The following is a 14,731-nucleotide window of genomic DNA, read 5'->3' on the forward strand; positions in this document are numbered from 1 at the left end:
GGCCTGTGGCCCCGGATCTAGAATCAGTGGACCATGCCGAACACCACTCCTCCCTCCTCCGAACATGCCGACCGGCTGAAGCGGCAAGCCTTCTGGGTGTGCGTGGGAGTTGCTTCGCTGACAATTCTCGACCTGTCCAAGATCAATGTCGGGTTACCAGCCATCGAGCAGTCGCTCGGCGGCGGTACCACCGAACTGCAGCTCATCGTCGCGGGTTATGCACTCGCCTTCGGGCTCGCGCTGGTACCGTCCGGTCGGCTGGGTGACATTCATTCCCGGCGACTCATGTTCATAGTCGGCCTCAGCGCATTCACGGCCGCAAGCATCCTGTGCGCGCTCGCGCCCACGATCGAATTCTTGATAGTGGCGCGTATCGCGCAGGGAATTGCTGCGGGAATTCAGATGCCGCAGGTACTCGGACTCATCCAACAGCTGTACCAGGGCGCGGCACGAGGGCGCGCCTTCGGCTTGTTTGGCGCGGTCATCGGAGTTTCAACGGCCTTCGGGCCGACCCTCGGTGGCCTCCTGATCGCCGTCGGCGGCCCCGATAACGGTTGGCGCCTGTCGTTTTGGATGAACGTGCCGCTGGGTCTTCTGGCACTCTTCTTCGCGATGCGGGTGCTTCCGAAACGCCAGAGTCATGAACGAGAACGCACGGAGCTCGACCTTGTCGGCATCCTGTTGCTGGGAATTGCCACTCTCGGCCTCATGCTTCCGTTCGTGCTGACGACCGGCGCCCCAACGGATGACCCCCGGCGCTGGTTCTGGCTGATCGTGTTCGGTCTGTCCAGCGCCACGTTCTTCTGGTGGGAACGGCACTACCAGCGCAGCGGCAAGTCACCCGTTGTGAATTTCGGGCTCTTTCGCACGGCGTCCTATCGCAACGGGATATTGATCACTACGGCCTACTTTGCGGCAATTCCGCCGTACTTTCTGCTGGTCACCCTTTTTTTGCAACAGGGCCTTGGGCTTGAGCCCGTCTTCGCCGGAATGGTGAGCATCTCGTTTGCCCTCACCTCAGCGGTGACGTCGTGGATCGGCGGTCGCCTGGTCTTCCGTTGGGGCCGCCAGCTCGTCGCTCTCGGCCTGGTCACCGTCATGATCGGCTTTGTACTCGTCCTCTTGGCGGGATTATTCGCCTCGGTAAGCCTCGCACCGTGGCTGATCGCCGCTGCCATGACGATGACCGGCGCTGGCGGTGGCCTCGTCATCTCACCGAACCAGACGCTCACCTTGAGCGAAGTTCCCGTCACTCAGGGCGGCGTCGCCGGGTCGATGGCCCAAGTGGGTCAGCGGGTGGGAACGGCCATCGGAGTCGCTGCGATAATCTCGACCTTCTACGCGACGTTGTACGCGGAGGCGAGCCATCCTGACCGCGTGCAGGTGTTTCGTGATGGTTTCCTCAGCGGCATCCTGGTCGCGCTGGTACTGATCGCCGTTGCCCTGGTGTTCGCCCTGGTCGACCTGTTCGAACACCGACCTGAAACGTCGGCCCGACCAAACGCCTGAACGCGGACGTGTCCTCGTCGGTGAACGAAAATTTCCGCCTTGGTTTACGGCTAATTGGGGCACACTCTGCCATGCTGGCCGTGACGCGAGGCGCGACAGTGGATCCTGTCCGTCTGCCGGGCGCCATAGACATGGGAGTGCAGCATGATCGCGTACGTGATTGTTGGGGTGGTGCCTGGTCAGCCGGACACCGTCGTAGAGCAGGCGGCCGCGTTCGCGGCGCGGTTCAACGCGCAACTGGTGTGTGCATCCGTGGACGCCGGTCAGTACCGGGTCTATGACCTGGGCGACGGCACGATGATGAGTCGGCCATTCACTGCGGACTCGCCCGAACGTGCAGAGGAGAGATTCGACCCGGATCTCGCATCGCGCCTGGCCGCGCTCCTCGACGGACGCGGTCTGACCTGGAGCACCCGGGCATTGGTCGGCAATCCCGCCCAAGCCCTCGGCGACCTGGCCGACACGCTCAATGCGGCGATGATCGTGGTCGGCACCAGGGAAGCGACGTTGCGGGCCAGCCTGCAGGAGTTCCTCAACGGTTCGGTGGCGGCGCAACTGGCGCACCGTCAGCATCGCCCGGTGGTCGTGATTCCGCTCGCCCCGATTCCGTCTGATCAGGCCCTGCCCTGGGACCCCGCCTGATCATCCGCGCGACAACCCTTCGCGTTCACGCGAACCGCGGGCCGTCGTCGCCAGCCGGCCCGCCGCATCCGCTCTCACCGAATAGAGCTACGGAGTCCACCACGGCCGCAGCGGCAGCGGCAGTCCACCGACACCGTCACCCTCGTCGGGCTTGGCCATCAACACCTGGTACAGCTGGATTCCGTTACTCTCGAACCCGAGCCGTGAGCAGTGATTGAGCAGGAGACCGCCGGGGCGCAGCCTGGATTGCAGAAAGCCGAAGTACGACGCGTAGTTGCGCACTCCGATGTGCTCGAGCAGCCCGATTGACGACACCGCGTCAAAGCCGGTTTCGGTGATGTCGCGGTAGTCGCCGTGGCGAACCTCCGCGAAATCGTTCAGGCCCTCCTCGGCGATGGCCCGCTGCGCCCACGCGGCCTGCTCGCTCGACAGCGTCACTCCGGTGGCCAGCACGCCGCGGCGGGCGGCGTAACGCACCATGCCGCCCCAGCCGCACCCGACGCCAAGCAACCGGTCACCCGGTAACAGCCGCAGCTTCTCGAACACGAGCCGGTACTTGTTCTCCTGGGCCTTTTCGAGGGATGCGTCACCATCTGGGTAGCAGGCGCAGGTGTAGGTCATCGACGGCCCGAGCACCCACTCGTAGAACCGGTTTGAGACGTCGTAGTGGTGTCGGATCGCCTCGGCGTCGCGGGTCTTTCTGTGTCGGAGCCCCCCGGCGACGCGGCGCCAGCGCGGCATTGCTTCCTCCGGCGGCGGCGCGATCGGGCGCAGCTGCCGCACACCGATAGAGCGGATGATGTCCACCATCATTCGCGCCGGTGGCCGAGTGAAGTTCAGGCTGTCGGCGAGCGCCGTGAGCAGTTCATAGGGATCACCGGGGTGTACCCCGTGCAGGTCGAGGTCGCCGGCGATATCGGCGCGGGCCAGGCCAAGGTCGCCGCGACCCGTGGCGAGGTAGGTCGTGCCGCGCGGGGTCAGGAGATCCAGCCCGAATAGTGCGCCCTGCGGGCCGGCTGCGCTCCCGTCGTAGGCGGTGAATCGCACCGGGAGGCGACCGCCGGCCAGAACCTCCAGAACCTCCAGCACCTCCAGCACCTCCAGCACCTCCAGCACCTCGGCGAGGGTGAATTTTCCCGCCGCCGCACCTGTCGAATTCGTCACATTCGTCGCATTCGTCGCACGATCCTTGAACGTGGTCATCGTCGTTGCACCGCCTTGGAGTAGAGGTCGAGGAGACGGGAATCGGGGTCGTATCGCTTCTTCGTGGTTCGGTAGCTGTCCCCGCCGTAGAGTTCGTCGAACTCCGGCCGCGAGTAATACGAGTCGGAGTACAGCGACTTGTGCCCGTCGAGTTCGCCGACCTTGCGTTCGATCAGCCGGTTCGTCGCCCCGTCGCTGGACCCAACCGGTACCGTCGACCAGAAGCCGACGTTGACGTAGTTCTGCCCAGGCCGGATCGGGTAGAGCGGCCAACGGTCGTCGCCTTTCAAGCGCAGCGGGCACAGCCAAATCGGCGTGATCGGTACGGCGCGCAGAAACCAGTCCAGAAACTCCGCGCATCGCGCGATCGGTACCTCGACGTCTTGGACGATTCGCTCGCAGGGCGGCCGGCCGTTCAGTTTCTCGATACGGTCGCCGATCTGGAACCGCTGTTCGATCCTCATCAGCTTTCCGTAGAAGCTGCTGCGCCGATAGCGCCCGGGCCAAACCCTTCGAATCAGCGGATGCTGCGCGCCGAACGCCTCGGAGCACCAGAACCAGTCTGTGTCCCAGCGCCACAGGTCGTCGTGAATGGTGAGGCGGTCATCCGTCACGCCGCGGTCGTGCTGGATGGAGCGGTAGTAGATCTGCTGACCGGTGTAATCGCTGACGGGGCCGGGCGCGCTGGTCTGCCGGCCGACGCAGACGTAGCCTTCGTCGGCGCTGAACACCACGCCGTCGAGATAGTCGACGAGAACCCCGTCAAGGCTGCCAGTCGCCATGATGCCGTCCATGGCTGCGACCAAGTCGATTACCGAGTGGAACCGCACCTGCGTGAGCGCGACAAACGGCTTGACGGCTTCGAGCTCGATGCGCAGGCGCACCGCATAGCCCAGCGTCCCATAGGAGTTGGGGAAGGCGCGGTACACGTCGGCGTTCTGGCCGGGCGACGCGGTGAGTATCTCCCCGGCGCCGGTGAGGATGTCCATCTCCAGCACCGACTCGTGCGGCAGGCCGTTGCGAAACGACGTCGACTCGATGCCGAGGCCGGTCACCGCGCCGCCGAGGGTGATGGTCTTCAGCTGCGGCACGACCAGCGGCGCCAACCCGCGGCACAGCGTCGCAGCCACGAGGTCGTCATAGGTGCACATGCCGGCCACATCCGCCGTCCGCGCCTCTGCGTCAATTGCGATGACGCCGGTCAACCCGGACGTGTCGAGGCCCCTGCCATTGTTCGCAGCCCGCGTGCGGAACAGATTCGAGGTGGCCTTGGCCAGTCGAATCGGGGTCGTCGCGGGGGCAGCTTGATAGCTCTGCACAAGGCGCTGCACGCCAGCGGCGTGAGCGCTCTGGGCGTCAACCACAGCAGCGGGCACGCCTTCACGTTAGTCTCAGTCGGAGCGATCGCACCAGTGCCCGCTTTCACTCCATCGCTGGCCCGTTGCGTGCGCCACAATCTGGTGCGTTCTGGCAGACTCAGGCCATGACCACGACGATCGGCACCCCGGGCGGCACGCCAGAGCGGCCGGCGATCTTCTTCGCCACGCCCGAAGAGTTTCGCAGCTGGCTGGAGGCGAACCATGCCACCGCGGCGGAACTCTGGATGGGCCTGTACAAAAAGCACGTGCCCGACGGCGGGCTCACTTGGAAGCAGGCCGTTCCCGAAGCGTTGTGCTTCGGCTGGATCGATTCCGTGGCCCAGCGCATCGATGAAGACGCGCGGCGCCAGCGGTGGACTCCGCGTAAATCGGCGAGCATCTGGTCGAGCGTCAACATCGCGTTGGTCGAGAAGCTCACCGCAGAGGGGCGCATGCGCGAGGCCGGGATCGCGGCGTTCGAGCACCGCCGTGAAGACAGAACGGGTGTGTACGCCCACGAGAATCCCGACCGGGAACTACCGCCCGAGGCAGCGACGCGGCTGGCGGCAAGCCCCGCCGCATCCGCTTTCTGGGAGGCAGCCACACCGACATACCGCCGCCAAGTTATCCACTGGGCGCTCACCGCCAAGCAGGAGGCCACCCGCGAACGACGGTTGGCCCAGCTCATCGACGACAGCGCCGCCGGCCGGCTGGTTCCCTTCCAACGCAATGGCGCAGTGCCGAAGTGGGCTGAGCGCGCCGCCGACGCGGCGCGAGCGGCGGCATCCGCTTCACCAACCGGCTCCGCACACCTATGAAATTATCGACAAAACGCTATATTTCACTCGTGTCGACATCCGCTGCATCCATTCTGCTGCAGGCCCGATTAGGGGCCGGTCTCACGCAAGCCCAGTTAGGCCGAAGCGCCGGGGTCACACAGAGTGTGATCAGCGCTTACGAGGCGGGTAAGCGAGACCCCGCCATGTCCACCCTGCAACGTCTCGTGAGAGCCAGCGGGTTCCAGCTCGACCTGACGCTCACGCCTCGGCCGACCCTCTCGCCGCACCAAAAAATACTCGCTACGCACCGAGATGAACTGGTGAGCAGGCTCGCAGAGCTCGGAGCCAGCAACGTTCGCGTGTTCAGAAGCGTCGCCCGCGGCGATGACACGGCCAACAGCGACGTCCACCTGCTCGTCGACCTTGACGTGGGCGTCGGGCTATTCGGCTTGGCCCGACTCCAAAGTGAGTCCGAGCGCATCCTGGGAGTGCCCGTCGTCATTGTCCCGGCAGATAGTCTCAAGCCACGAATTGCCCACAAAGTGATGACCGAGTCGAGGCCCTTGTGAGCCGTTCCGATCGAGAACGCGTCACAACGCCTTTGATCCTGAGCAACACCGCGCGCAATGACATCCCGGCCCTTCTGGAAGCCACAGAACGCCCTACCGCCCGCTTCCCTCTCTGAGAACACCGAGGCCGGGCCCGTGTGCACGGCTGCGATCGGGCCCGCCAAAGCAGAAACCCCCGAGAACTATCTCGGGGGTTTCTGCAAAAATAACTCGGGAAGCCTAGAAGTCCCAGTCGTCGTCTTCGGTGACGACGGCCTTGCCGATGACATACGAGGAACCCGAGCCCGAGAAGAAGTCGTGGTTCTCGTCGCCGTTCGGTGAGAGGGCGGAGAGGATCGCCGGGTTCACGTCGCAGACGTCCTTGGGGAAGATCGCCTCGTAGCCGAGGTTCATCAGAGCCTTGTTGGCGTTGTAGTGCAGAAACTTCTTGACGTCTTCGGTCAGGCCGACCTCGTCGTAGAGGTCCTGCGTGTACTGCACCTCGTTCTCGTACAACTCGAACACGAGGTTGAAGGCGTAATCCTTGATCTCATCGCGACGCTCCTGCGTGGACTTCTCGAGACCCTTCTGAAACTTGTAGCCGATGTAGTAGCCGTGCACGGCTTCATCCCGAATGATCAAACGGATGAGGTCGGCCGTGTTGGTCAGGCGCGCCCGGCTGGAAAAGTACATAGGCAGGTAGAAACCCGAGTAGAACAGGAACGACTCGAGCAGAACCGAGGCGACCTTGCGCTTGAGCGGGTCATCGCCCTGGTAATAATCCATCACGATCGAGGCCTTGCGCTGCAGGTACTCGTTCTCGGTCGACCAGCGGAACGCCTCGTCGATCTCCTTGGTGGAAGCGAGCGTCGAGAAGATCGACGAGTAGCTCTTGGCGTGCACCGACTCCATGAACGCGATGTTCGTGTAGACAGCCTCTTCGTGCGGGGTGATGGCATCCGGAATCAACGACACGGCGCCGACGGTGCCCTGGATCGTGTCGAGCAGGGTCAGCCCGGCGAACACGCGCATGGTGAGCTGCTGCTCGACCGGCGTGAGCTGGTTCCACGACTGGATGTCGTTGCTGAGCGGAATCTTCTCCGGCAGCCAGAAGTTGTTGGTCAGCCGGTTCCAGACCTCGACGTCTTTCTCGTCTTCGATCTTGTTCCAGTTGATCGCATCAACGTGCGACACCAGTTTGAGCTTGTCAATCATGGGTTCCTCCGGGAGCCGTACCACTACAGTCAATCAAAAATTTACAGTGAACTCACTCGAGCGCTTGATGTGCTCACAGTGCGCAGGACACGCAACCCTCAATTTCCGTACCCTCGAGCGCCATCTGGCGCAGACGGATGTAATAGATCGTCTTGATGCCCTTTTTCCAAGCATAGATCTGGGCGCGGTTGATGTCGCGGGTAGTCGCGGTGTCCTTGAAGAACAGAGTCAGTGAAAGCCCCTGGTCGACGTGCTGCGTCGCCGCCGCGTACACGTCGATGATCTTCTCGGAGCCGATTTCGTAAGCGTCCTGGTAGTACTCGGTGTTGTCGTTCGTCATGAACGGCGCCGGGTAGTACACGCGGCCCAGCTTGCCTTCCTTGCGAATCTCGATCTTCGCCGCGATCGGGTGGATCGACGCGGTCGAGTTGTTGATGTACGAGATCGACCCGGTGGGCGGCACGGCCTGCAGGTTCTGGTTGTAGATACCGTGCTTGACAACGGATGCCTTCAACTCGGCCCAGTCGGCCTGCGTCGGAATCGACACCCCGGCCTGGGCGAACAGCTCGGCGCCGCGAGCGGTCGCCGGCTCCCACACCTGGTCAGTGTACTTGTCGAAGAACACCCCGGACGCATAGGTGGAGTTTTCGAAGCCCTCGAAAGCGCGACCGCGCTCGATGGCGATCGCGTTGGAGGCACGCAGGGCGTGGAACAACACCGTGTAGAAGTAGATATTGGTGAAGTCGATGCTCTCTTCACTGCCATAGTAGACGCGCTCACGGGCAAGATAGCCGTGTAGGTTCATCTGGCCGAGGCCGATGGCGTGCGAGCGGTCGTTTCCGTCTTCGATCGACCGAACTGAGCTGATGTGGCTCTGCTCCGATACCGCGTTGAGGCCGCGAATGGCAGCATCGACGGTGCGGCCGAGGTCGCCGGAATCCATGGCCAAGGCAATGTTCATCGACCCCAAGTTGCAGGAGATGTCCTTACCGATCTCGTTGTAGGAGAGGTCTTCGTTGTAGGTCGTCGGGGTGTTCACCTGCAAAATCTCGGAGCACAGGTTCGACATGTTGATGCGGCCCTCGATCGGGTTCGCCGCGTTCACCGTGTCTTCGAACATGATGTACGGGTAGCCCGACTCGAACTGAATCTCGGCAAGGGTCTGGAAGAACTCGCGCGCCTTCATTTTGGACTTCTTGATGCGGGGGTTGTCGACCATCTCGTGGTACTTCTCGCTCACCGAGATATCGGCGAAAGGCACGCCGTAGACGCGTTCCACATCGTAGGGCGAGAAGAGATACATCCAGTCGTCGTTCTTGGCCAGCTCGAAGGTGATGTCGGGAATGACGACACCGAGCGAGAGGGTCTTGATGCGAATCTTCTCGTCGGCGTTCTCCCGCTTGGTGTCGAGAAAGCGCATGATGTCGGGGTGGTGCGCGTGCAGGTAGACAGCGCCGGCGCCCTGGCGGGCACCGAGCTGGTTGGCGTAGCTGAAGGAGTCTTCGAGCAGCTTCATCACGGGAATGATGCCGCTGGACTGGTTCTCGATCTGCTTGATCGGTGCGCCGGCTTCGCGAATGTTGGAGAGCAGCAGGGCCACGCCGCCGCCGCGCTTGGAGAGCTGCAGCGAGGAGTTGATGCCACGCGAGATCGATTCCATGTTGTCTTCGATGCGCAGCAAGAAGCACGAGACGAGTTCGCCGCGCTGGGCCTTGCCGGAGTTCAAAAAGGTCGGGGTTGCCGGCTGAAAGCGGCCGGCGATGATCTCTTCGACCAGGGCAACGGCAAGCTTCTCATCACCGGATGCGAGACCGAGTGCGGTCATAACTACCCGGTCTTCGAAACGCTCGAGGTACCGCTTGCCGTCGAAGGTCTTCAGCGTGTACGAGGTGTAGTACTTGAACGCGCCGAGGAAGCTCTGAAAGCGGAACTTCTTCGAATACGCCAAATCGTTCAGGCTTGTGATGAACTCGAAGGAGTACTGGTCGAGCACGGCCTGCTCGTAATATTCCTTCTCGACCAGGTAGTCGAGGCGCTCGCGCAGCGAGTGGAAGAACACCGTGTTCTGGTTGACGTGCTGCAGGAAGAACTCGCGGGCGGCCTCGCGGTCCTTGTCGAACTGGATCTCCCCGTTCGGGCCGTACAGGTTGAGCATCGCGTTGAGCGAGTGATAGTCCATGGCCGACGGTGCGTCCATGGGCGTGACTTTCACGGCTGTTGTTTCCAAAATTCTTCCAATCCGTCGTGAACGATGCGCACATCATCCGGTGTTCCAAATACTTCAAAGCGATAGAGGTACGGCACCTTGCACTTGGCGGCGATGATGTCGCCGGCCAGGCAGTAGGCGGTACCGAAATTCATATTGCCGGCGCCGATGACGCCGCGAATCAACGACCGATTGGTCTTGTTGTTCAAAAACTTGATGACCTGCTTGGGCACCGCCCCACCCGCACTGCCGCCACCATAGGTGGGCACACAGAGCACGTACGGCTCCGTAGCGATGAGCGGCTCTTCACGCGTATGCAGAGGTATGCGCGCGGCCTTCCGACCGAGTTTCTCGACGAACCGGCGAGTGTTACCCGAGGTGCTCGAGAAATACACGATGTCAGTCATCTGCTGTGGCGATTCTGATCGGCAAGACTTCCGGGTGGGTGGGGTGTGCTGGTTGGGGTGAACTACGCGAGGCGAGCAGCGAGTGCGTTGATCTTGTCGGGGCGAAAGCCCGACCAGTGCTCTTCGTCGGTGATCACGACGGGAGCCTGCAGGTAACCCAAAGCCTTGACGGCCTCTAGGGCGTTTTCGTCGACCGAGAGGTCGAGCACCTCGTACTCGATGCCCTTGTTGTCGAGGGCACGGTACGTGGCCGCGCACTGTACGCAGGAGGGCTTCGTGTAAACGGTGATTGCCATGGTTATGGCCTTTCTTCTTGGCTGGTAAGTCTAAATCTGTTCAACATACTTCGCAAGTATGTTCGATGAAACTCCTTGATCACCGGCAAGTAACCCGTCAGGGACCGTCGTACAAAGTGAGCAAGTGTACTGTCTGGCCGTAGCGCCTGACTAGACTTCCAATACTACATCTAGTGATGGCCACACTCAATAGCCACTACATGCAGTAATTACAATTGTGTAGTTATCCACCGACATTCCACATTTTGCTCACAGTTTGGCCGCGCGAAAGTGCCTGAATTCCGCGGAACCGCAACCAGTTATCCACAGGCTTCCCGCGCGGCCCTATTTTGTCTGTGGAATCACCGGCGGCGTGTCGCGCGGCCGGTCGCCGGGCGCACCACAGCCCCGACGTCTACAGACAGCCGGGGCTCCATCGTGATTCGATTGGGTCAGCGAGAGCCCGAACGACGCTTGTTGTAGACGTCGAAGGCCACAGCACCCAGCAGCACGAGCCCCTTGATGAGCTGCTGGAACTCCGTACCCACGCCCAGGATCGACATGCCGTTGTTCAGGATCCCGATGATTAATCCGCCGATGATGGCACCGGTGACTGTGCCGATGCCGCCCGTGACCGCCGCACCGCCGATGAATACGGCGGCAATGGCATCGAGTTCGAAACCATCACCGGCCTTCGGATTGGCGAGGTTGAGCTGGGCGGTGAAAACCAACCCGGCGAGGGCAGCGATAACGCCCATGTTCACGAAAAGCAGAAACGTGACGCGCTTGGTCTTGACGCCCGAAAGCGCTGCCGCGTGCGCGTTACCGCCCAGTGCGTACACGTGACGCCCGAATACGCTGCGTGACATCACAGCCGAGTAGCCCACGGTGAGGATGCCGAGAACGACGAGCACAATCGGGGTGCCACGGTAGCTCGCAAGCAGGAACGTGATCAAGAGGATCATGCCTGCGGTGAACACGAGCTTGACCAGGAACCACGGCAACGGTTCGTCTTCTACGTCGTACTTCTTGCGAGCCAAACGAGACCGCACGCCCTGAGCTACCAGAAGCACCGTTGCGAGCACTCCCAGCCCCACGGTGAGCGGTTCCAGCACGCTCGTACCGCCCCCGAGGTCGGGCAGGAACCCACTGCCCAGCGCACGGAATTCGTCAGGGAACGGAGAGATCTGCTGGTTTTGAAGTGCGATTTGGGTCAGTCCGCGAAAGGTGAGCATGCCGGCCAATGTGACAATGAAGGCCGGAATGCCAAAGTACGCGATCCAGAACCCCTGCCACATTCCCACCAGTGTGCCGACGATCAGGCAGAGGACGATAGCCGCCCACCAGGGGATATGCCACTGGGTGATCATGACCCCCGCCATCGCACCGACGAACGCCACAACGGAGCCCACAGACAGATCGATGTGACCGGCGATGATCACCATGACCATTCCCACGGCGAGAATGAGAATGTAGCTGTTCTGCACGATCAGGTTGGAGACGTTGATCGGCTTCAGCGTTATTCCAGAAGTCACCACCTGGAAGAAGATGATGATCGCGATCAAAGCGATGAACAGACCGATCTGACGGAGCTGTCCGGCGAGATAATCGAGTGAGGATTTGAAGGCAGTCATCGGTTTTCCTTGTCCCTTTCCTGGGTCATGTGGTGCATAAGATATTCGGCTGTGGCCTCGCTGCGTGGCACGTCTGCGGTAATGCGCCCCTCGGCCAGCGTATAAATTCGGTCGCAAATGCCGAGCAGTTCGGGAAGCTCTGAGGAGATGACGATGACGCCCTTGCCTTCATCGGCGAGCCTGTTGATGATTCCGTAGATCTCGTACTTGGCGCCCACGTCAATGCCACGGGTGGGCTCGTCCAGAATGAGCACGTCGGGGTCTGAGAACATCCACTTCGACAGCACGACTTTTTGCTGATTTCCGCCCGAGAGCTTGCCGGTGATCGCCTCCACACTTGGCGCCTTGATGTTCATGCTCTTACGAAAGCTTTCGGCGACGGTGGCCTCGCGGTTTGCATCGACCCAGCCGTTACGGACCAGCTTGTGCAGGGCGGCGAGAGAGATATTGCGTTGAATATTTTCGATCAGATTCAGACCGTAGTGCTTGCGGTCTTCGGTGGCATAGGCGAGGCCGTGACCGATGGCCGCCGTGACCGTGTTGGTCTTGACCAGCACGCCATTCTTGAACACACGCCCGGAGATTTTCGCCCCATAGCTGTGCCCGAAGACACTCATCGCCAGCTCGGTGCGTCCGGCGCCCATGAGCCCCGCGATACCGACGATTTCACCCGCTTTGACGTGGATGTTGGCTTTCTTGACGACCATCCGGTCATGGTGCAGCGGATGATAAACGGTCCAGTCCTCGACGCGCAGAATCTCCGCACCGATGTGCGGCGTGTGGTCCGGGTACCGACTCCCGAGGTCGCGACCAACCATGCCCTTGATGATGCGCTCCTCCGAGATCTCGTCCTTTTGCATATCAAGGGTCTCGATGGTTTTACCATCGCGGATGATCGTGACCTTGTCGGCGATGGCTTTGATCTCGTTCAGCTTGTGGCTGATCATGATCGAGGTGATGCCCTGGCCCTTGAGGTGTTTGATCAAGTCGAGCAGGTGCGCGGAGTCCTCATCGTTGAGGGCGGCGGTCGGCTCATCCAGGATGAGCAGCTTCACCTCTTTCGAGAGCGCCTTCGCGATCTCCACGAGCTGCTGCTTGCCAACGCCGATGTCGGTCACCTTGGTGATGGGGTTGTCTTTCAGCCCCACTCGAGCCAGGAGTTTCGACGCCTCACGGTTGGTCTTATTCCAATCTATCCAGCCGTTGGTCTGCTGTTCGTTGCCGAGATAAATGTTCTCGGCGATGGACAGATAGGGGCTCAGCGCCAGCTCTTGGTGGATGATCACGATTCCCGTGGCCTCGGACTCGTTGATGGTCTTGAACGCGACGGTCTCGTTTTCGAAGACGATCTCGCCGTCGTAACTGCCGTGCGCGTAGACGCCGCTCAGCACCTTCATCAAGGTGGACTTTCCCGCACCGTTCTCGCCACAAATAGCGTGAATCTGGCCGCGCTCGACGGCGAGGGACACATCCTGAAGCGCCTTGACACCGGGGAACGTCTTCGTGATGCCGCGCATCTCAAGAATGTTGGTTGTCACCGTTGCTCCTTCTTCCGTGCGGTGAGAGATTGCCGTGGCGGCGGATTGGCGCCGCCACGGCGTGTTGGGCGGGGTACTTACTTCAGGTCAGCGTCGGTGTAATACCCGCTGTCGACTAGGACCTTCTTATAGTTATCGATGGTGACGACGGTGGGCTGGAACAAAAAGGTCGGGACATCCTTGACCTTGTTGTTGTAGCTCTTCGTGTCGTTGACCTCCGGAGTCTTACCGTTCAGGAGGTCATCGGCCATCTTCACGGCTTCCTTGCCCAGCTGGCGAGTGTCCTTGTAGATCGTCGAATACTGCTGGCCCGCGATGATCGACTTGACCGACGCCGCTTCGGCATCCTGACCGGTGATGGTCGGCAGCGCGTTCGCGGCATAACCCGAGCTGGTCAGCGCCGAGATGATACCGATGGAGAGGCCGTCATACGGGGACAGCACGCCGTCAACTTTGCTGCCGTCCGAGTACGTGCTGGCGATGAGGTTCTGCATGCGCTTTTGTGCGGTCGAGGGGTCCCAACGCAGCGTGGCAACCTGCGTAAAGCCGGTCTGGCCGCTCTTGACGTTCAGAACACCCTTGTCGATGTAGGGCTGCAGGGTCTTCATGGCGCCGTTGAAGAAGAACGTCGCGTTGTTGTCGTCAGGGCTCCCCGCGAACAGCTCCACGTTGAATGGGCCGGCCTTGCTGGTCTCTTTCCCGTCAGCATCGAGCACACCAAGGCCGGTGAGCAGGCTGGAGGCTTGGTCGACACCCACCTTGAAGTTGTCGAACGTGGTGTAGTAGTCGACGTTCGCGTTGCCATTGATCAGACGGTCGTATGCGATGACCTTCACGCCGGACTTGCCGGCCTCGTCCAGCTGATCACTCAGTGCCGTGCCGTCGATCGAGGCGATGATTAGGATCTTCGCGCCCTTGGTGAGCATGTTGCTGATCTGCTGCACCTGAGTGGGGATCTTGTCATCCGCATACTCGAGGTCGACCTTGTAGCCAAGCGCCTCCAAGTCGGCTTTGACGGCGTCGCCGTCTTTGATCCACCGCTCGGAGGTCTTGGTGGGCATGGCGACCCCGATGAGCGCGCCCTTGTTGGATCCCGCCGCGTCCGTCGTGGTGGTCGAGCCACCACGCGTTCCCGAGCAGGCCGCGAGCGAGAGTGCGAGTCCAATGGCAGCGATGCCGATCAGGACCTTCCGTGTTTTCACTGTATTTCCCTTCGATTTTCTTGTTATCGACGATGATGTCAAGTCGGTTTATGAGGTGGAACCGGTTCCGCTACAGGCCGTGCGCCAATCGGTAATAGGCCTGGTTCCAACGCACTTCGCGCGCAAAATCACGCTGGGTGGTGGTCTTATCGATCACGAGCAGCTCGGTGCGAGCTATCTCGGCGAAATCATGGAACACTTCGATGCCGACGGCG

At 61.4% G+C, this 14,731-nt stretch carries 13 protein-coding genes; 4 read left to right on the forward strand and 9 right to left on the reverse strand.

Translation table 11 applies throughout. The annotated features are described in order from the left end of the window. The first annotated feature begins 33 nt into the window (after positions 1-33). Positions 34-1,509, forward strand: coding sequence for an MFS transporter (locus CXY72_RS11375; RefSeq protein WP_104127783.1), 1,476 nt, complete (start codon positions 34-36; stop codon positions 1,507-1,509). A 144-nt stretch (positions 1,510-1,653) separates the two neighbouring features. Next, positions 1,654-2,151: a universal stress protein gene (locus CXY72_RS11380; protein ID WP_104127784.1), complete on the forward strand. Its 498-nt coding sequence runs from the start codon at positions 1,654-1,656 to the stop codon at positions 2,149-2,151. Positions 2,152-2,238: 87 nt separating this feature from the next. On the opposite strand, the gene CXY72_RS11385 is transcribed toward CXY72_RS11380, so the two are convergent. Then, positions 2,239-3,354, reverse strand: a complete 1,116-nt coding sequence (locus CXY72_RS11385) for a class I SAM-dependent methyltransferase (protein WP_104127785.1) — start codon at positions 3,352-3,354, stop codon at positions 2,239-2,241. Continuing rightward, entirely contained in the window at positions 3,351-4,730 is a 1,380-nt protein-coding gene (locus tag CXY72_RS11390) for an FAD-binding oxidoreductase (RefSeq protein ID WP_104127786.1), read from the reverse strand. The genes CXY72_RS11385 and CXY72_RS11390 overlap by 4 nt, the downstream gene beginning before the upstream one ends. Positions 4,731-4,837: 107 nt before the next feature. On the opposite strand from CXY72_RS11390, the gene CXY72_RS11395 reads away from it, so the two are divergent. Together CXY72_RS11395 and CXY72_RS11400 are read left to right on the forward strand one after the other, a co-directional pair. Continuing rightward, entirely contained in the window at positions 4,838-5,530 is a 693-nt protein-coding gene (locus CXY72_RS11395; RefSeq protein ID WP_104127787.1) for a YdeI family protein, read from the forward strand. 29 nt (positions 5,531-5,559) lie between these two features. Beyond that, entirely contained in the window at positions 5,560-6,060 is a 501-nt protein-coding gene (locus CXY72_RS11400; RefSeq protein WP_199184017.1) for a helix-turn-helix domain-containing protein, read from the forward strand. A 219-nt stretch (positions 6,061-6,279) separates the two neighbouring features. On the opposite strand, the gene nrdF is transcribed toward CXY72_RS11400, so the two are convergent. The 7 genes from nrdF to chvE form a co-directional block, all read right to left on the reverse strand. Further along, entirely contained in the window at positions 6,280-7,254 is a 975-nt protein-coding gene (gene nrdF / locus CXY72_RS11405; protein ID WP_104127788.1) for a class 1b ribonucleoside-diphosphate reductase subunit beta, read from the reverse strand. Between the two features lie 73 nt (positions 7,255-7,327). Further along, positions 7,328-9,451 (reverse strand): class 1b ribonucleoside-diphosphate reductase subunit alpha, encoded by a 2,124-nt coding sequence (nrdE, locus tag CXY72_RS11410; RefSeq protein ID WP_104127789.1) that lies wholly within the window; start codon positions 9,449-9,451, stop codon positions 7,328-7,330. 11 nt (positions 9,452-9,462) lie between these two features. Beyond that, the gene (gene nrdI / locus CXY72_RS11415; protein WP_104127790.1) at positions 9,463-9,867 is read right to left on the reverse strand and encodes a class Ib ribonucleoside-diphosphate reductase assembly flavoprotein NrdI; all 405 of its coding nucleotides are present in this window, start codon (positions 9,865-9,867) and stop codon (positions 9,463-9,465) included. Between the two features lie 62 nt (positions 9,868-9,929). Then, complete coding sequence (gene nrdH, locus CXY72_RS11420; protein ID WP_104127791.1) at positions 9,930-10,163, reverse strand: glutaredoxin-like protein NrdH; 234 nt, start codon at positions 10,161-10,163, stop codon at positions 9,930-9,932. A gap of 431 nt (positions 10,164-10,594) precedes the next feature. Then, a complete protein-coding gene (gene mmsB / locus CXY72_RS11425; RefSeq protein WP_104127792.1) occupies positions 10,595-11,776 on the reverse strand; it encodes a multiple monosaccharide ABC transporter permease in 1,182 nt (393 codons plus the stop codon). After that, positions 11,773-13,314: a multiple monosaccharide ABC transporter ATP-binding protein gene (mmsA, locus tag CXY72_RS11430; protein WP_104127793.1), complete on the reverse strand. Its 1,542-nt coding sequence runs from the start codon at positions 13,312-13,314 to the stop codon at positions 11,773-11,775. Before mmsA ends, mmsB begins: the two co-directional genes overlap by 4 nt. Positions 13,315-13,391: 77 nt before the next feature. Continuing rightward, positions 13,392-14,516 (reverse strand): multiple monosaccharide ABC transporter substrate-binding protein, encoded by a 1,125-nt coding sequence (gene chvE / locus CXY72_RS11435; RefSeq protein ID WP_104127794.1) that lies wholly within the window; start codon positions 14,514-14,516, stop codon positions 13,392-13,394. Between the last annotated feature and the right edge of the window lie 215 nt (positions 14,517-14,731).

Source organism: Cryobacterium sp. Y57 (assembly GCF_002929505.1).
Classification (GTDB): domain Bacteria; phylum Actinomycetota; class Actinomycetes; order Actinomycetales; family Microbacteriaceae; genus Cryobacterium.

Coding starts and splice junctions, on each gene's coding strand:
- CXY72_RS11375 (WP_104127783.1), top strand. CDS start 34: ATGCCGAACACCACTCCTCCCTCCTCCGAACATGCCGACCGGCTGAAG.
- CXY72_RS11380 (WP_104127784.1), top strand. CDS start 1,654: ATGATCGCGTACGTGATTGTTGGGGTGGTGCCTGGTCAGCCGGACACC.
- CXY72_RS11385 (WP_104127785.1), bottom strand. CDS start 3,354: ATGACCACGTTCAAGGATCGTGCGACGAATGCGACGAATGTGACGAAT.
- CXY72_RS11395 (WP_104127787.1), top strand. CDS start 4,838: ATGACCACGACGATCGGCACCCCGGGCGGCACGCCAGAGCGGCCGGCG.
- nrdF (WP_104127788.1), bottom strand. CDS start 7,254: ATGATTGACAAGCTCAAACTGGTGTCGCACGTTGATGCGATCAACTGG.
- nrdE (WP_104127789.1), bottom strand. CDS start 9,451: ATGGACGCACCGTCGGCCATGGACTATCACTCGCTCAACGCGATGCTC.
- nrdI (WP_104127790.1), bottom strand. CDS start 9,867: ATGACTGACATCGTGTATTTCTCGAGCACCTCGGGTAACACTCGCCGG.
- nrdH (WP_104127791.1), bottom strand. CDS start 10,163: ATGGCAATCACCGTTTACACGAAGCCCTCCTGCGTACAGTGCGCGGCC.
- mmsB (WP_104127792.1), bottom strand. CDS start 11,776: ATGACTGCCTTCAAATCCTCACTCGATTATCTCGCCGGACAGCTCCGT.